Raw genomic sequence first — 19,228 nt, 5'->3', positions numbered from 1 at the left:
TAAGGTTCTCTACTATTTCAATAAAGATCGTGCCAGCTCGATTGTTAGTAAGTTATTCTTTCTACTTTCTTATCTCTAACAAAAGTTCCCCTTCTTAAATCGTTTAATGCCTCAATAATTTGCTCCTCAGTATTCATGACTATAGGTCCATACCAAGCTATTTCTTCCCTAAGAGGTTTACCAGAAAGCAAAAGTAGCCTAGCCCCGCCTTTAGATTTTATGTAAATTTCATCCCCCTCATCAAATATTAACAAATTGCCTTCTCCTACTTTTACAGGGAAATCAATAGAGCCTTCTATTATAAACGCTAATACTGTATATTTAGTATGAACGCCATGACGAAATTCTCCTTCCTCCTCGAGTTTTATATCAAGGTAAGTAGGATCGACATCAATCCCCGCGTTTACTGGGCCTTCGACTCCCATGAATTCCCCTGAAAGGACCTTAACTTCGCCTTTATCTATTTTTACCTTAGGAATTCTCCTTATATCTCTATATATAGGAGATTTCATTTTCTTATTAGCCGGAAGATTTATCCACAATTGTAGTCCTTTATTTTCAGTAGTTAAAATAGGAGTGTGCAAAATGTCACTCTCGTCAAGAGGCTTTGGCATTTCTTGATGAAATATTCCGCTTCCCGCGGTCATCCACTGTGCTTCTCCAGGGTAAATAACTCCTTTATTTCCTTCACTGTCTTCATGCTCTACCTTACCTTGTAATAGATAAGTTACAGTTTCTATCCCCCTATGAGGATGCCAAGGAAATCCGTTAATGTAATCTTCTACGTTCGATGAACCGAAGAAGTCCAAGAGTAGAAAAGGATCTGTCAGATGATAAGTTGAAGTACCTCCGAAAACCCTGTATAGTTTTACTCCTGCACCGTCATAAGTATATTTACCTTGTATTAAGCCAGAAACTTTTCTTATCATGATTTAATTGTTAATTTATATAGTTATAAAAGTAGTTCAACATAGTTATGGTTATCTTAGATAGAGAAAAATTACACGAAATTCACAAGTAATGATAAATACTAATTACTAAAGAAGGAAAAGAGGAGAGAAAGAAGAAAAACAAAAATACTTCACTATTAAGCTTCTCACATCTCTTCCTTCAACTTGATGAACAGTTATTTATATAACCAATACTAATGTTACACCGTGAGAATTTGGCTTCAATATTCAGAGAAAACACAAGCAGAGAGTCGGGAAAGGACGTAATTCTTTCAAACATAACTGCAGTAAGGACTTTAGCCGAAATGCTAAAGACCTCCTTAGGACCAAGAGGATTAGATAAAATGATGGTATCTTCAACAAACGATATTACAATAACAAACGACGGAGCTACGATAGTTAAGGATTTAGAAGTTCAGCATCCAGCAGCAAGGATAGTTGTAGAAACTGCAAAAGTTCAAGATTCTGAAGTTGGAGATGGTACAACTACTGCAGTAGTCCTTTCAGGTTTCCTTCTAGATGAGGCAGGAAAACTTCTAGATCAAAATATTCATCCCACTACTATTATTGAAGGATTTAAGAAAGCCTTAGACAAGGCGTTAGCAATCTCGAAGGAAATAGCAATAAAAATAAATCCAGAGGATAGAAATTATTTAAGAGAAGTAGCATATACAACACTCTCAAGTAAGTTCTTCTCTGAAGGTGAAGAACTAGATAAGATAATAGACCTATCCATTGATGCTGTGCTCTCAGTAATGGATAAAGTAGGAGACGAATACGTCATTGATTTAAGTAACATAAAAATGGTAAAGAAGAGAGGAGAATCCGTAGAGGATACAGAACTGATTAAAGGTTTCGTACTAGATAAGGAAGTAGCACATGAAGGAATGCCTAGGAGGATTGATGAAGCTAAGATCGCAGTAATAGATTTTCCATTAGAAGTTCAGAAGACTGAAATTTCCTCAAAGCTAAGTTTGACCTCTCCTGAGCAAATTAAAGCTGCACTAGACGAGCAAGCAAAGTACTTAAGGGGTATTGTAGATAAGATAGCTGCTACTGGAGCTAACGTTGTTATATGCCAAAAAGGAATGGACGATATTGCGCAATATTTCTTAGCTAAAAAGAAGATCATGGGAATCAAAAACGTTAGTAGGAGTGACCTAGAAAAAATAGCAAAGACTACCGGAGCAACAATAATAAGTTCTGAAATGGACTTAGATTCCTCAGCTTTAGGCTATGCAAAGGTAGTTGAAGAAAGGACAGTAGGAAAAGATAAGGCAATATTCATTGAAGGAGTGAAAAACGCTAAAGTAGTTACCATATTAATAAGAGGAGCAACTGACATTGCTATGGATGAAGTTGAGAGGAGCTTAAACGACGTATTAAATTCGGTAAGGAATGTAATAATATATCCTTATGTAGTTGCCGGCGGAGGAGCATTTGAGGAAGAATTAGCAATGAGACTTAGGAAAGAAACATTACCGGGAAAGGAACAGTTAGCATTAGAGGCATACGCTAATGCATTAGAGGAAATTGCTGTGACTTTAGCAGAAACTGCCGGATTAGATCCTACAGAGGCCTTGGTTAACTTAAGGACAATGCACGCAAAAGGCTTAGATAAGAGCGGAGTCGACGTAATGCAGGGTAAACTAGTTGAAGACATGACTAAGATTAAGGTTGTTGATTCTCTAAAGGTTAAAGAACAAGTATTGAAAGGTGCTACTGAAGCAGCAACGGCAATATTAAAAATTGATGACTTAATTGCTGCAGCTCCTGCAAAGCAACAGCCGCAACAGCAAGAAGGCGGATATCCAGGAATGTCAGGAATGCCCGGAATGTAAGATAATTTTTCTATTTATTATTACACTTATGGTAAAAATTACTAAGATTGTAATTGAAGACAGTATAAATTCTTTAGGACATTCTTTAATAGTTGCTGATGTTTGAGACTTAAGACTGAGAGAGACTATAATAAACATAGCCGAAGACCATGTAAGAGGAGAAGTTGTAGGCAATGGGTATCCCTTTACGGGAGCTACTGCTTCTGGCAATAATCCTTGTTGAGAATGATTATATGCCCAACATAATAGTCTAATAGAAGAGTTGATCTCACCTTTTTCTGCATAATATAACGCCTCAAACAGTGTAGTAATAACCCAAGGAGGGCTGGGCTCACAACTATCATACAGAGACTCGGAATAGTGATAAAGGTCATCAGGGAATCTCGAAAGCCCTCCATTAACTGTTAGGTTAGAGACCACAGAGTTAAAGTCTTGATTAGTATAGTTCGAATCCAAAGGTAAATAACCCATATCTAGTGGTAGTAACGTTGACGAATCTATTGCAGGCGGTAATGGACATAATACTTCTACTTCTCCATTTTCTTCATAGAGCACAGATTCTCCTAGAGCTGAGGCGAAATATCCATTTTTCCAGAAATATTTCAATATACTTTCATTTAATAATTTTTCCTCATAACTAACATTAAATCCCAGTTTTTCCATATCGTACAGACCTAGATCGTTAAAGGATTGGGTCCAGAAGTGATAAGCTAACCTATCTTCCCACACGCTTAAGTCTTCAGGAACTAGGTGGAATTTAGATTCGAGAATTTCATAGGTTTGATACTTTATTATTTCGCACAGCCTAGGCTTAACCTCGTAGAGGAAAGAAACATTATGCGTAAGAATGTAAAAATTGTATACTCCAATTTCAAATAAACCTAGGCTATCTAATTCTGGTATTCCAAATCCTATGCAAGGCTTTCCAGAATAGAAGTTGTATCTCGTATACCATGTTCCGTTACCCATTGAAGTAGCATTAGCCATCCATAGCCAATATTTTAAAGCTGAATAATAATGTCCCGACTCTTGTAATGCTAAAGCTGCAAAAGAAGAGTCTCTAACCCATGAATAAAGATATATTGGAGAAGGGGAAGCTGCAAAATCTCCTAAATAGGGATTTTGATCGTCCTTTATTAAAAGTAAAGATAAATAATATTCTCTTAATAAAGATTTAGGTAAATATTTAGGGATAACGCTTTTATTCAACCACGATTTAACGACTTTGTTGTTCAGCAATAGTAGGTGAGATACGTTTTCGTAAGGAGGCACAAGTAGTGAGATCTCTACATAATACACTCCTGTCTTTTGGAAAGACAGAATTAAGTTAGTACGCTTTATTATTACACTCCCATTTGATATTAACCAAGAGATGTTATTCTTGAACTCGTTATCCTGCGCCAGCCAAGAGGAATTTGACTTTATAGTAATGTTGAAAGGAGTCTTCACGCCTAGAATGAGTAATAAATAACTAGTATAAGGAGGAAGTATTATACAGATCGAATTATTACATTCTAGCAACGCAGTGTTGTTAAGTTGAAGATAGGCTTTCGTTGTATTAATTCCAAGACAAACAGTAAGATTAAGTATACCTATTCCTCCTAGAAATATATTTCTTATTGATGCATTGTATTGTGGAAAGCCATTAAGTTCTCTATTTATAACTTGTATTCCGGTAGGAATCCAAACTGAAATATTTTTCCAGTTACTTAACAATAAATAAGATGGATAATAAGGGTTAGAATGGCAACTTTCAGAACTTGCTCCTATTACGAAAAAACCGGGAAAAGAAAGCAGAAGGACGAAAAACAATATTATAACTTCAACTATCCTCTTTTTTCTTTTATCCATTTTTAATCATCAAGTTGACTCCTGATTCTGCATCAAATAGTTCAATTCTGCTATAATCGAATTTCAACTTAACCTTTTCTCCTTTTTCCCTCTTTATGAATGCCTTATCAATTACCTTTATTATATCATTTCCTACTCTTACGTGAGTAATTGTAAAACTTCCAAGTTCTTCTACTAGCTCTACTACTCCTTCAATGTCACCATCTTGTGATATTTCGATATTCTCAGGCCTTATACCAAGAATTACCTTGTTTGAACTAATAATCCCTTTAAACCTCTCAGGCAAAGGTATTGCTTGCCCATCAAATTCAATTTTCTCACCAGCTATTTCAGATCTTATTAAGTTCATAGCAGGATTTCCAAGAAAACTAGCTACCCAAGAATTATTGGGCTGTCTATATAATTCAAGAGGATCTCCGTAAGCTTGTATTTTTCCATTATGAAGAAGTGCTAATTTAGTAGCTAAGCTAAGCGCCTCTGCTTGATCATGAGTTACGTATATAATTGTTGGCCCTAGCTTTTGTTGCAACTCCTTTAGCTCTTCTCTAGCTAATACTCTAATCTGAGCATCTAAGTTGGACAATGGTTCGTCCATTAGTATTATATCCGCATTTTTAACTAGAGCTCTAGCTATTGCGACTCTCTGTAACTGTCCTCCGCTCAGCTGTGAAGGCCTTCTATTAAGTAAATTATCGATTTTTAGCATTTCTGCTACTTCTAAGACTCTTTTTCTTATTTCTTCCTTAGGCACGTGCTCTATCTTTAATGGAAATGCTATGTTATCAAAAACGTTCATGAAAGGATATACAGCATAGTTTTGTGGTACCATGGCAATATTTCTATCTTTAGGCGACATATCGTCTGCCAATTTTCCTCTTAAGTAAACGTGCCCTTTATCTTGTTTAAGTAATCCAGCTATTATCCTTAGTATAGTAGTCTTACCTTCTCCCGAAGGTCCTAAAATGACTACGAAATCTCCTTTCTCTATCTCCAGATTTATGCCCCTAAGTACCTCAACCGTCTTCTTCTTTTCCTTATATATCTTCCATATATCCTCTAGCTTTACGTGAGCCATTTACTTCACCCCAGCTAAAGTACTATAAGCCCTAGTCATCATCCTTTGCGAAGCAATAAATAGTGCCGTTAATGGGATTCCCATTATAACAGAGCCTGCGGCAAAGAGGTTATATGCAGGAGCACTAGCGTAGTTTAAAAGCCCTGCAGCGTAATATAGTCCAATAGTTGCAGTCCAGTCACTTATATGTGGTAATAAGAATGCATAAGCTAATGCAAAATCTAAGTAAGCTCCTGAAAAGCTAAGTATAGCTGTTAAAGCAACTATTGGTAATGCAAGCCTCATAATAATCCTTAAAAATACTTGAAACCTAGAAAGTCCATCAACCATAGCTATTTCCTCATACGACGGTGGAATGGAATCTATTGCAAGCTTTGCTAAGAATGCTGCGAATATTGAAGTTCCTGGCGTATAGGCTATAATTAAACCTATATAATTTAACATATGGAATTTTGCAAACATTAGATATAATGGAACTGCTGTAGCAGTGTAAGGGAAAAACGTTACTATATAAATAAACGCTGCTAAGGTTTTCTTTGCTGGAATATTCAACCTAGACAGAGCGTAACCAGTTAGCATTGCAAGCAGAATTGAAATAAGCGCAGTAGAAGATGCTAAAATTAAGCTATTCCTAATCCATAAAGGAAAGCTTCCGCCATAGTAATTGACTGTTAATAATTCTCTATAAGCGGTAAAGTAAATATGTTTAGGAAATAAATCTGAAACGTCTAAGGATATTAAATTAGGAGCGTTACTTAAAGAGGTCATTATTATATAATATAATGGAAATACTGAAAAAAGAACCATGAATATTAAAATTGCATATGAAATAGCTAATCTAATATACTTAAAGAGTTTCATTTATATCACCTTAACTAAACGAATCTAGTATATGAGTATATTTTATTACAATTAAGCCTAAAATTATTACGAATATCGTAGATATTACTGACCATGCTGAAGCTAAGGCAAAATTACTGTAGTCAAATGCTTCTTGATAAGCATAAACTATGAACGTTTCTGTGGAAATTCCTGGACCACCACCTGTTAGGATAAATATTGGATAAAAGTTGTTCCACGTAAATACAAAACTCGTTATGAAAACGAAAGCTATAGTTCTCTTAAGTGAAGGCAAAGTAATCCTGAAGAATTTAGTTAATGTACCTGCTCCATCTAATTCTGCAAGATCGTAAAGTTCATGAGGTATGCTCTGCAGGGAAGAATAAAATACAGTCATAAAGTAAGGAAAAGATAGCCAATCATTGGTTAAAATTAATTCTATCCAAGCGTCAGTAGTTGAAATTAATGAATTAATCCTAGGTAAATGTAACATAGGTAAAATTAGCTTATTCATCATTCCGTAAGGATCTACCCATAGTCCCTGCCAAATTAGAAGAGATATAAAGCCAGGAAATGCCCAAGGTAAGATAAGGAAAGCATAAAATATTGATTTACCCTTGAGATCTCTCTGATTTAATATCAACGCTAATAAAAACCCTAGACTCATCATAGTGACCAAGCTACCTAAAGTCCAGATTAAAGTATTCTTGATTAGCTCCCAAAAGTATCCGCATTCAAAAATTATAGCGTAATTCTTTAATCCCACAATATTATAGTTGAATAAATGAAATAAATTCATATTAGTAAAGGAAATATATAACGCATAAACTAAAGGTAAAATAAAAACGAAAATTGTGAGAATTAATATAGGGAGAATGTATAAAAAACCATTATCTTCATTTTTACCATTTTTTGAGCTAGTCATAAAGCTTTCACCTTATATTTTATCTCTGGAATCATAAATACTGATAATAGCAAGAGTATTGCATCAATTAACGCTGGAGGTAATGGAAGTATTTCAAACGAAGAAGACAGTAAACCGTTCTTCTTTAAACAGTTGATAAAGTTGCTCTCCATAGTTTGAGCGGCAGTCTGCGCATTTATCTGCTGAGCGAAAAATTCACTGGCTCCTGTGTGGAATGAATTCCAATAATACGCCATTTGTGGTATATTGGGGAACTTTTGTGTATATTGGGCTTGCTCTAAAATTCCTTCCATTATTTGATCCAGGTAGGATGGCGTTAATTTTCCTGCTTTTAATTCTGCCATAGCCTCATTATAAGCTATTTTATTAGCTGGAATATCGTGGGCTATACACCATAGTCTATAATCGGATTGACAGTTAGTTACAAATAATATGAATATTAATGCTGCCTTAATTTGCAAAGATGTTGCTCCGCTAACTGATGGATTAGATATCATCCAACCAGTAGCTCCTAAGAAAGGCTCAGCCCTTATTCCAGTTTGACTTACTACTGGTAATGGTGCTGCGCCTAAGTTTGAACCTAAAGCTTGCAAGTAGGCGCTGAGATCCCAAGGTCCGTCAAATATGATAGCAGCTTTTCCAGCCTCAAATAATTCTCCTTCAGCTCCTCCAGCACCAGTAGATGGCGCTAAATAATTAATGTGTAAATCATAAGTTAGATTATACCAGAAGTTTAGTGCATCAACCATAGCTGTGGAATTTAATGCAGGAACTACTTGACCGTTTTGAGTAGTAAATATCTGTCCTCCAAATCCTGCAAACCACGCCGCAAATCTATATCCATACTCATCGCTCGCACCATATGCAATTCCCCATATATGATCTGTTGTATTAACTTCCTCAGCAATTTTTACCATTTCGCAAGTTGTATTTGGTGCATAAGGCACATATTGCTTGTTATAAAACATTACAATGTAGTTTATATCGTCTGGAAGACCATAAACAGCCTTTCCTATTGACCAATCGGATATAGAGCAATTAAGATATAATGAAAATACTTGAGGAGGTAAATATTCACTTAAGTTTAGTAAGAGCCCTGCACAGAATAATGCACCTCCAGAATTTGAAGTATCCCTATATACTATAGGAGCATCGTGACCTTTTGCCGCTTCTTCAAATTGAGAGCATCCTACGCCTACTCCATAAGTTACGGCTACATGTATCCATGGAAACTCTTTTTCAAACTGAGTTAAAGTTTTGTTGAAAGCTTGATTCTCGGAAGTGCTGTAACTATTCCAAACTGTTATGGTTACTGGCGAAGAAGGTGTAGAATTAAGACCTACTAATTTCATTAAGTCAGTAGCATTTGTTATATTTAAAGGTCCACTAATGGAAGGTTTTGGTGACGTAGTAGTTGGTGTTACACTTGACGGTGGTTTAATAAGCAAGTAAAATACCGCTACTGCAGCTATAATAATTATTACAACTATTACCGCAGCAGTTATTTTAGATAAGGCTAGCTTGGAATTCTTTCTATCTTTCATTAATTTACACCTACAAGAAAATTATGGGTATAATATGTTTTAAATTTTGTCGTATAAGTTCAGAACTATAACTATATATTAATGTTGGTAATTATTGTTGGAGCAATTTAATAGGCTATGTATCTATATAAACATATAACAAATTCTTATATAAAAAGTAAATAATGGAATGAAATTAGTTATTTTTATATAAGAAATCTACGATAAGTGTATAGGAATTCCCAAGATAAAATTAAAAACTTTATATAACCTATTAATTTACTTAACTTTTTGAAAGAAAACTTTATTTTCAATCCATTAAGTTTTACATGATGTAAATGAAGCACAGAATTTTTACATATATTATTTTTATGATTTTATTGGTAAGTTTATCATCTACGTTAATGCTAGCTCAGTCCCAAGGATACAAGGTAAACTTTAATGTAACTTCCTCTGGTTATGTTACAATCTATATATCCGGAATATGTAAATCTAATACTGTAATCTTACACTATGGTATAGAGAACGGTCCCCAACAATCATGGACGGAGATTTTTAATAAGGAAATGATATGGGACGGAAACAATTTTACAGCTACTATAGGCCCATTTAACAATGGAACGTGGATAGCGTGGGTATTTTATGATAATACTACAGGACAATGGATAAACTATGATTGTCATCCATTCTGGAATTGGAACTTAGAAGTGAATCCACAAAACGTAGGACAAACTTACGCTACCGTTCTTTCCAACGGTTCCATATTAATTACAACAATAGGTAGAGCTCCAGACAAACTTTTCATTCATTATGGATTATCTACTGGACCTCAAACAGGTTTACCGTGGAGTGATATAACTTGCGAGAAAATGCAATATAACCCATTATGGGGCAACTATTCTATTATTATAGGTCCATTCGAACGCGGTCAATGGGTTCAGTGGGTATATCACGATCAAACATTAAATGAATGGATTCATAATACGAGTTGTACTAACTTTTATATCCAAGATGTATATTCTCCAATTTTTATTATAAATTCTACATATAATAGATACGTATACGTAGAAGGAGAAGAAGCTACAATTTCCATTTATTTAAATAATGAGTATAATAGAGTAATCCAAACCTCTTTCTGTTTACTTATAAACTCTGCTTCACATACTTATATTGTTAACTTAAATCCTGGCATCAATATGGTAAATTTAACATTTAATACAAATTGCATTCCGCAAGGAATCTACTACCCAACATTAAAGATTTATTATAATAATTCCTTATGTAGGATTTCACAACTGCCCGCATTATATGTATTAAACACAACTGGCAAAGAACCGTTGAGCTTTGTACTTGTATGGAATATGCATCAGCCATTATATATAGCCCCAAACGGCACTTGGGAACAGCCTTGGGTATGGTTACATACGGGACAAGACTTCTATTGGAATGGACAACTTGTAGGTTCATACGAGTTACAAGCAATGCTTATAAATCAATTTAATGTTGCAGTAACTATCGACTTCACTCCCGTCTTGCTTTACCAATGGGAAACCATATTACACGAAAAGAATGCTTCATTTACCTCTAATTTTGGCGTTAATGTTACACATGATCTTCTTGCAGTCAACTATACTCTTAACCTCTTTAAGAAATTAGTAAGAGAAGGCAAAGTTGACGTACTTACAGTACCATTTTATCATCCACTACAACCTTTATTGTTAGAAGATGGTTATTGGAGTGACGTAGAAACACAAATATTAATGGGTAAGAACATGACCAAGACTGTATTTGGAGTTTGTGCTAACGGTACTTGGACACCAGAAATGGCGTTTTGCAATGCCCTTATAGGACTTTATAACGAAAGTAATATCTCATATACAATCTTGGACTGTGAAGCGTTTTTGCCTTACGTAACTATAGTTAACGGAACTATTAACCCAGATGAACCTTTCGTTGTAGAGAATAATTTGGGTCAGACGATTTATGTATTATTCAGAAATACTACACTATCTAACGAGTTTGGATTTAAGTTCTTCAGCCAATCCCCCCAGCTCACTGCAAGAGAATTAATACAACAATTGGCCCAAATTTACATGGCTCATCCAGGGGGAGTAGTTACTGTAGCACTAGATGGTGAAAATCCATTAATATTTAATCCAACTACGGGGCCTGCAGACCTTTATGCAATATATTCCTCACTATCTCAATGCCAAGGAAAATGGTTTATTACGCAAACTGCTTATGATGCAATAAAAACTCATAAGCCAACGGCAGTAATTACTAATTTGCCAGTTAACTCATGGGATCTTAATTTAGATTACTGGAACAATGGTTGTCCAGGTAAAATTGAAATTTGGAGGAACTTATCTTTAGCTAGAGAATATTTAGTAGCTTACACTGTAGCCTTAGGTAAAGAACTTTCGCCAGAAGTTCCACTATTATTTAATGACACGCCCAACTCTACTAACTTACTTTATTCATTATGGAACTACTTATACATAGCTGAAGGAAGCGACTGGACGTGGCAAACCGGTGCTCCTGCTCACGGTCCAGCATGGTTTAAGGAACAAGCACTACTTTACACTAGTATAATAATTAATACGGTTAAATCACAATTCTCAAAAATTAACATAGAATGCATAATAGAAGGATTTAATGGTGTAGTTATAATAATTAATAATGGATTGCAATATAAGATAACCTTAAACGTCGTAGCGAACAACGGAACTTATTGCGTTTGTAAGACCGTAAAACTATACCCTGGCATAAACGTCGTGCCACTAGAAGGAATTTCTGGAAAAATTGAAGTTTGCTTATATTCCCCAGTAACCAGTGGAGATGTAGGTGACGTGATAATACCTATCAATCACCATGGCTTCCTAATTCAGAAAACAACAGTTGAGCAAGGATTATGCTGTATAAAAGTAGATAAGGTAGAGTACAACACACAGCCAAAATTCATACTATTACCGTTAATTCTCTCAGTAGCAATTATAGCAGTTATTTTCGTCGAGAAAGGTATGAAGGAAATTTAATAATAAGGCATAGTCTTTTTATTTTTAATGAAGTTCGGGTTTTCCATTTCATCTTTTCAGTTTGAGGAGTTAAATCAGAACTCGGATTGGTACTTATGGCTAACTGATTACGTAAATCTTTCCAGCAAAAAAGTTGTTAAAGAATTGCCTACAAAGAACTTTTACTTGTCTAGATATAAGGAAGTGCACGACCTCGCAGTAAACCTAAACGCAAGCATTTGGAGGATGAACTTGAGCTGGGGCAGATTATTTCCTTCAAAGGATAAGGTTTCTCAAGAAACTCTATCTAAATATAAGGAAATATTAAAAGACCTTAAGGATAAAGGATTTGAAGTAATACTCTGTTTAAACCACTTTGATTTACCTCTATGGATTCACGATCCAATTGTAGCTAGGGATTCTTTATTAACTCAAGGTCCTTTAGGTTGGTATTCGTCCTCTACCGTAGAAGAATTTGTTAAATTTTCTAGGTTCATCCACGATAATTTTTCTGAATATGTAGATCTATGGTGTACTTTTAATGAACCTAATTTGCTAGTAACTTTTGCTTATCTTCAGGGAATTTTCCCTCCGGGAATAAGCAGCAGGAGGGCTTATGAGACTAGTTTGAATAATGTAATAAGGGCTCATCAAGAGGTCTATAATGAGCTGAAAGGTGAGAAGGTAGGAATAGTGTATAACATCCCTGCAGTACAAGGATCTTCGGCAGTTGAAAACGAAATCTTTGAATTTTTAAGGAAGATAGACTTTGATTGGTTAGGCGTAAATTACTATACAAGGTTGGTCACTGACGAGAAAGGCATTCCTCTAGAAGGCTATGGTCCCTTCTGCCAATTCGGGTCTAGGGAAGGTAGAGAGGTCTCCGACTACGGATGGGAAATTTATCCTGAAGGATTAACTGACGTACTTAAGAAGGCATCTAACTTTGGTAAGCCTATATTGATAACGGAAAACGGAGTTGCTGACGAGAAGGATAGGATTAGGCCTAGGTTTATAATAGACCATGTTAATGCTATTAAGAAGTCTGGGGTTAATGTTGAGGCTTATATGTACTGGTCCCTTTACGATAATTTTGAATGGAATTTTGGTTATAAAATGAAATTTGGACTTTATGATATTAACTTAAACCCTAGACCTAGTGCCTTCATTTTTAAAGAATTGCAAGAAATAACTTGATAGTCTAAGGTTTAATGCCAGTAACTTCTTCATATATACTTTCAAGTATTTTCTTATGCTCTTCAGCCCTCACTTCTGTAGTATTTAAGTGGTTATAAAATTCTGTAGTACTCTTGAACCTTTTACCGCAAACTGGGCATTTCATTCCGTTAGTTCTTAACAAGATTTCTAACCTAGGCATTATGACTTGGGTTATGAAAGCTCTCCTCACATCAATTAGACTTCCAGTAGTTATTTCCTCACTTTGTACAATTTCCTCTTTAGCTATGTCCAATCCTATTGACGCTAGGTATTCCAATTCTTTTCTGGAAATTATTCCTTCATTCACTAACTTATGTAAAACCTCTTTTTGAGTAGAAAGCTCATAAGTTATGTGAGGTAATCTTACAATCCACCTAACGTTAGGAATGAAGGTTACTGTAATAGTAACGTCTCCTCGCTTTAATGTACGAGGAGCAACTTTTTCAAAACCTATTAATAGAAGAGCCTTGAATAACGTCAAATTTGCCATATGCTATTTTCGTTCAACATATTTTAAATCTTAAGCCTACTTTCAGTTCGATTTAAGAACTCTTTGCGTTTACGAAATTTAATTCTCGTCTATTAGGTCAAAAGTTGTGCTCTCTAATAATACTCCTCTGGAAGTTTTAGCCAATAAATACCTTAAGAAGTCCAACGTAGAATAAGGTAAAGTAATAATTTCCTCCTTACCTTGTACGAAAACTTCAACTTTTTCCTTGTCGTGATCTACGTAAAGGATGAAGTTATTCTCCTCAAGTAAATCAACTAAGTCTAATACTGTGTAATCACCAACGGTGAGATGACCATAATTTTTTACAAAATAATTCAAATTTACTCCATCTAGCTCATAAACAATCATTGGCCTGGCAAACCTTATTTCCATTCCGTCCAAATCTTGCAACTCTTTCTTAACTTCTCTCACTTTTCCATCGAATAAAAATTTTCTATCTTTAGTTATGAATAAAAACTTGCCAGCCATAATATGTTTTTTCTCACTAATGAATTTAAGCTTTTATTATGAAAACTTCTGAATATATAATGTACATTATGTATATATTTCTCTATATAAGTTATATAAACTATATAGTAATATATAGTTCTGTAGATAATTTAGAGCGTGTATTAATCCTTAAAGATCGTGATTAAGGAAACACCGTTTGTATCCAAAAGATATTGCAGACCTTGTGGGTATAAAAGAAGAGATAACATCTTAATAAGAATAAAAGATGAAAGTAGAATAGAAATTCCTCTTAAGTAATGGAAAGAAATAACTGCTGATGAAATAGAAGAAGCTGTGGAAGAAATTCCGATCTCTTGGAATTTAGCTACCCTAATCTTTTAAGTAGAAGATTTAACTTAAGCTTATGAAGTTCTTAAGAGAATCCACGGGGCTAGTTAAGGAGTTCAGTGCAGTAGACGCTTTCGCATTAAACTTTTCCTTCCTAGGCCCTGCTGCCGGAGTTTCTTATCCTCTTTTCGTCTCAGCATTCTTGCCAAACTCCAGTTGGATATTATCAGTAATTCTTGGAGCAGTATTAATGATTCCGCTCGTTCTCAATTATTACTTACTTAATGCATTAATTCCTAGATCTGCAGGAGATTACATTTATGTTTCCAGAGCTTTCGGACCATTTGCAGGGAGTGTTCTAGGAATGTCTTTGTTGATGTCCTTTATGATGGGCTTCCCTGTGCTAGCAATGCTTGAAGTAATAATGGTCATAGTCCCAGGATTACAAGCAATAGGTTACAGCCTAGGCAATAAGGCGTTAATCGATTTTGCAAATTCAATACTTTCCTCTTCTTTGAATCTATTTGTAACTACTACTTTAATTGTGCTAATAGCTTTCCTTCTCTCATCTTCCGAAAGATATTATGCAAGGACTTTCCGTTATTTAACTTTCCTGCAGATAATAGGTACGGTAATAATGATTTATGGTCTACTTACCTTCCATTATGCAGGAATTAATAATAATTTAGATCCTAAATTAAACACTCAAACTTTTGCGTTGTCCTCTATCTTCGTACTATCATTATTTGCCTTCGCTAACGCTCCTTCGTTTTTTGCTGGAGAAATAAAGAAGAGTAGGAAAAGTTTTCTAGCCGGGTATTTATTATCTTACGCTACTGCCACAATTTTCGCATTACTTTTAATAATTTCTCTAGAAATAGGAATAGGCAAGGAAAATTACGTCTCGGCAGTTATCTCTGGCTGGAATTTACCAATTTCTACTTCATCCCTTCTTTCCTTCGGGGCTTTGCCTTTCATTCATTATCCTGCAATAGTCATGTTTATATTCGTGACGGCGCTTAGTTGGTACTTACTTTACGCGATGATAAACGTAGGCGCTTCCTCAAGGATTTTATTCTCCTTATCTTTTGATAGATTATTGCCCGCATTTTTAGCAGATGTCAAAAGAGGAATTCCCTTCAACGCTCTCCTATTTAGTTTTCTGGTTTCAATGATCTTCAATTACGTTGAAGTGTACTTAGGATATTCAGTAAGTTTCGCAATTGACGGACTTTGGTTTGTTATATGGAATTACATGATCGTCGCCATAGCATCAATAAAGTTTTACAAGTTAGATAAAAGAATACTTTACACTTCAATTTCTTCAGTAATTACACTTTCCACAGTAGTATTCATAACATTATATTATGGAATAGTTAACCCTACATTTGGGGGAGTGATTTTCGAAGGTAACTTTGCCTTTGACATAGTATCTATTTTCATTCCGCCAATTATCGGTGCAGTGACGTACATAATATCTCAAAAGGTTAGGAGTAAACAGGGAATAAAACTCTCTTTAATATATAAGGAAATTCCACCAGAATGACAATTTCAAGGAAAGATAATGATGCAAATTCTAGAAACATCTTAGACGTTTACTTAGAGGAGGCCGATGAATTGCTAGATAGATGGGATTTAGTGCAAGCCTAGGAAAAATATTACAAAGATACAGAAGAAGCAATAAAAGTTATCGCGTCTAAGAACTCAAAAGGTTAGAAGCTTTGGACATTGGAGTTAAAAATTTTATGCGATAGATGAACTTGAAAGTGTAAATCGCTTTGGATCTCAGCATGGATATTACACGTGGAAGGATTTCATGAAGTTGCTTTAGAAACAGCATAAACTTAAGTTAGACGTGGAGAATATCATGAAATTATTATAATGGAGTGTTATACGATTAAAAATATACCTTATATATTAAAAAGCTATTCCAAATTCATAATTTCCCAGTCTCTAATTTTAATAAATATTTAATAGTTTTTAATCAACTTTCAATCTTCTTTGGATTTAACTATTGAGCTATTATATTTTTAGTTTTCAAAGAGAGTAAGGAATATAGGATTTGCTACTCTATTAAAAAGCGAAAAGCCTCATAGGTAAAGAAGCTCTCTAAAAAATTGGGTTTTAGACGGAATGCTGGTTCACGAGAGAAAATACTCAGTGGAGGACGTTAAAAAGAAATGCTCATTGAGTCAAAGAATTTATTTACCTTTACTTACATTCCTCAATGAAGGCTATAACGTAGGAGTATTCCCTAGCCTCAGACTCAGGATCGGCTATTGCGTGTCCGGAATCGTTAACAAATAGCATGACGTCGTTTCCTAGTTTTTCTGACTTAGCTGCGTATTTTAATGCATGGGCAGGATGAACTCTATCGTCATTAATTCCGGTATACACGAATGTCTTTGGTAACTCTTTCTTCAGATTATGATAAGGACTATAAGAAAGTAAGTAATCTCTATACTTAGGATCGTTTGGGTCTCCGTACTCCTCAACCCAGTATTTTCCTACGTAAAGTTTATCATACCTCAGCATGTCCAGCACTGGGTGTCCAATTACTGCACAGTCTATGAGTTCAGGATATTCATTCTCCGTAGCACCTACCAAAAGCCCACCATTACTTCCTCCCATAGCAATAGTTTTACCACCTAAGCTTTTCACTAATCTAAGGAATTCTGAAAAGTCCTTGAACACGTTTTTCTTATTAAGCAACATTCCTGCCTTATGCCATTCTTCTCCGTTTTCGTAACCTCCCCTTAAGTTGGTGATTAAAACAGAGTACCCTTCATCAAGTAATATCCTTGTAAACATGGGGAATGAAGGGAGTAAAGAAATTCTGAACCCTCCATATCCATAAACTATAACTCCCTTGGGGTTATTACTCTTTGACAGGAGGAACCCGTGGAGTAATACGTCTCCTTTAACGTAGATGTCCGTAACTTTTACGTCATAATTACCGTACTGCATTATTGTTTCGCTTTTCTCCTTAACTCTCCTTGAGACCTTGAATTTGTAATTAAACGAAGTTTCTACCATAAATAGTGAATGTCCTTCACTATCCATAAACTGGATATTATCGTGTATTTCTTCTCCCACCTTGTCACCATTAATGCTGTAAAACAATAGTGGTGTCCTATAATCCTTTATAACCTCAACTGCCAAGGTTTCTTTAAGAGAAGAAACTCCTAAAATCGGATAATCAGACTTTATTATCTTCTTTTTATCTAGATGCACTGAATCGTTCTTCTGGTAGATTAAATTTCCTTGAATGTAATCAATAACGTCTATTACTTCCCCTTCGTCAATCTTTTTAAGAGAATCAAAACCTTCGCCAGCATAAAGTTCGCTATACCTCCAGCCTTTACTTCTGATCAGCGTTATAAAATCTCCGAAAGTTCTAATTGATACGAATTCTCCTGGCTTTAAATCCTTGCCGTAAACTATTTCATTACCGCAAAATACTCTGTCAGCAGGGTATTCTCCACCATCAGGAGGCGGAGAATAACGGTAACTCTTTATATAACACAGTTCACGTTTGAAATAGAAAGGAGATTCCACCATTTCTCCTAATTCCGTGGTTTTACCGTCGGGGGAAATTAGGAAAGTTGTAATCTTATCGCTTCCTTTCTTTTCTACGCTAACTCCTATTTCCTTAGAATTGTAAACTTTCCAGACCGAGGAGGCTACATAATCCTTTGGCGAGATGTAAATCACTTTATTGCCTAGGAGGACTTGGTTTTTCTCACCGTAGAGTAGGATAACAGGCTCATTTTCATCGTATGCAAACATGCCTAGAATGTATGGTTCATTGTAAATTTCTAAAAGCCTTGGATAAAGTTCCTTTGCTCTTTTACCTAGTTTCTCCTCAGTTTTCCTATTTTCCTTCTCTATAAATGATCTAGTTTTTTCATCGTTTAAATCTTCTAAATACTCAAATTCGTCCATAATATGTAAAAGATGAACAATATTAAAAACTTGAGGACTAGTTAAGTATTGCCTAGCAGTATGTATGAGAATGAATAGACAAACGAAGTTTAGTTATATTTTATAATGAGTAAAATTTCCTTCCAAGAGGAAGTCAGTTCCTCACATTCTATTTTCCATTTTTTATCTCCTCATTATTAGCTTTTCCTTCATCTATAATCACATAAGGAGTTTCTCTATACACTTTAGCAACAACGTGAGTGCTCGTTCTTTCAATTTCTGGCATATTTATCAATTTCTCTAGAAAATTCTTCATAAAATCTTCTCTGTTTTTGAACCTGGCTAACACTACAAAGTCCATATCCCCTAGGACAAAATAAACTCCCCATACTCCTGGAAGTTGCGAAAGTTTCTTGCCTAAACTATCGTGGTAGTCTTTTCCGTACCTTGCCCTAACTAGAGTAATAACTAGGTAATCTAAATTTAAGCTGGCTGGATCAACGTAAGTGAAATAACCCTTTATTACGCCCATCTTCTCCATTTTCTTTATCCTATAAGCTACTGTTGATTTAGGAACCTTTACCTCTTCTGCTATTTTTTCTAAAGGGTATTTTGCGTCGTTTTGAATTATCTTGAGTATCTTTAAGTCTACATCATCTAACTCCATAATATATATTTAGAAGAGGTAATTTAAACCTTATACATTTTATCGACGAATAACTTGAATATAATACCAAATAAAAAGGAATTAGCTTGGAAATTATACAGAGACTTTCTGA

General features: G+C 35.1%; 14 protein-coding genes. 4 read left to right on the top strand and 10 right to left on the bottom strand.

Going from position 1 to position 19,228, the window contains the following annotated elements:
* Positions 1-44: 44 nt before the first annotated feature.
* Positions 45-929 (bottom strand): pirin family protein, encoded by an 885-nt coding sequence (locus D1867_RS06245; protein WP_155863235.1) that lies wholly within the window; start codon positions 927-929, stop codon positions 45-47.
* Between the two features lie 218 nt (positions 930-1,147).
* Between D1867_RS06245 and thsA the strand changes: the two genes are divergently transcribed.
* Positions 1,148-2,791, top strand: coding sequence for a thermosome subunit alpha (gene thsA / locus D1867_RS06240; protein ID WP_420809276.1), 1,644 nt, complete (start codon positions 1,148-1,150; stop codon positions 2,789-2,791).
* Here the strand turns inward: thsA and D1867_RS06235 are convergent.
* From D1867_RS06235 to D1867_RS06215, 5 genes are read right to left on the bottom strand one after another with little or no spacing between them, the layout of a single operon-like run.
* The gene (locus tag D1867_RS06235; RefSeq protein WP_155863234.1) at positions 2,771-4,642 is read right to left on the bottom strand and encodes a glycoside hydrolase family 15 protein; all 1,872 of its coding nucleotides are present in this window, start codon (positions 4,640-4,642) and stop codon (positions 2,771-2,773) included. The two genes, thsA and D1867_RS06235, sit on opposite strands and share 21 nt — an antisense overlap.
* The gene (locus D1867_RS06230; RefSeq protein WP_155863233.1) at positions 4,635-5,717 is read right to left on the bottom strand and encodes an ABC transporter ATP-binding protein; all 1,083 of its coding nucleotides are present in this window, start codon (positions 5,715-5,717) and stop codon (positions 4,635-4,637) included. Before D1867_RS06230 ends, D1867_RS06235 begins: the two co-directional genes overlap by 8 nt.
* Complete coding sequence (locus D1867_RS06225; protein WP_155863232.1) at positions 5,718-6,578, bottom strand: ABC transporter permease subunit; 861 nt, start codon at positions 6,576-6,578, stop codon at positions 5,718-5,720.
* Positions 6,579-6,588: 10 nt separating this feature from the next.
* Complete coding sequence (locus tag D1867_RS06220; protein ID WP_155863231.1) at positions 6,589-7,482, bottom strand: carbohydrate ABC transporter permease; 894 nt, start codon at positions 7,480-7,482, stop codon at positions 6,589-6,591.
* Positions 7,479-9,026, bottom strand: coding sequence for an extracellular solute-binding protein (locus D1867_RS06215; protein ID WP_155863230.1), 1,548 nt, complete (start codon positions 9,024-9,026; stop codon positions 7,479-7,481). The genes D1867_RS06220 and D1867_RS06215 overlap by 4 nt, the downstream gene beginning before the upstream one ends.
* A 383-nt stretch (positions 9,027-9,409) precedes the next feature.
* On the opposite strand from D1867_RS06215, the gene D1867_RS06210 reads away from it, so the two are divergent.
* Positions 9,410-12,040, top strand: coding sequence for a glycoside hydrolase family 57 protein (locus D1867_RS06210; protein WP_240872179.1), 2,631 nt, complete (start codon positions 9,410-9,412; stop codon positions 12,038-12,040).
* 27 nt (positions 12,041-12,067) lie between these two features.
* Positions 12,068-13,216 (top strand): family 1 glycosylhydrolase, encoded by a 1,149-nt coding sequence (locus tag D1867_RS06205; protein ID WP_155863228.1) that lies wholly within the window; start codon positions 12,068-12,070, stop codon positions 13,214-13,216.
* 4 nt (positions 13,217-13,220) lie between these two features.
* On the opposite strand, the gene D1867_RS06200 is transcribed toward D1867_RS06205, so the two are convergent.
* Together D1867_RS06200 and D1867_RS06195 are read right to left on the bottom strand one after the other, a co-directional pair.
* Positions 13,221-13,727 (bottom strand): C2H2-type zinc finger protein, encoded by a 507-nt coding sequence (locus D1867_RS06200; RefSeq protein ID WP_155863227.1) that lies wholly within the window; start codon positions 13,725-13,727, stop codon positions 13,221-13,223.
* A 78-nt stretch (positions 13,728-13,805) separates the two neighbouring features.
* The gene (locus D1867_RS06195; protein ID WP_155863226.1) at positions 13,806-14,216 is read right to left on the bottom strand and encodes a hypothetical protein; all 411 of its coding nucleotides are present in this window, start codon (positions 14,214-14,216) and stop codon (positions 13,806-13,808) included.
* 385 nt (positions 14,217-14,601) lie between these two features.
* Between D1867_RS06195 and D1867_RS06190 the strand changes: the two genes are divergently transcribed.
* Positions 14,602-16,071 (top strand): amino acid permease, encoded by a 1,470-nt coding sequence (locus D1867_RS06190; protein ID WP_155863225.1) that lies wholly within the window; start codon positions 14,602-14,604, stop codon positions 16,069-16,071.
* 665 nt (positions 16,072-16,736) lie between these two features.
* Here D1867_RS06190 and D1867_RS06180 read toward each other — a convergent pair.
* Positions 16,737-18,470, bottom strand: a complete 1,734-nt coding sequence (locus tag D1867_RS06180) for a prolyl oligopeptidase family serine peptidase (protein ID WP_155863224.1) — start codon at positions 18,468-18,470, stop codon at positions 16,737-16,739.
* A 148-nt stretch (positions 18,471-18,618) separates the two neighbouring features.
* Positions 18,619-19,116, bottom strand: a complete 498-nt coding sequence (locus tag D1867_RS06175; protein WP_155863223.1) for an Lrp/AsnC family transcriptional regulator — start codon at positions 19,114-19,116, stop codon at positions 18,619-18,621.
* Positions 19,117-19,228 lie beyond the last annotated feature (112 nt).

The organism is Acidianus infernus (assembly GCF_009729545.1).
Taxonomy (GTDB): domain Archaea; phylum Thermoproteota; class Thermoprotei_A; order Sulfolobales; family Sulfolobaceae; genus Acidianus; species Acidianus infernus.
This window is presented reverse-complemented; position numbering and strand designations above follow the sequence as displayed.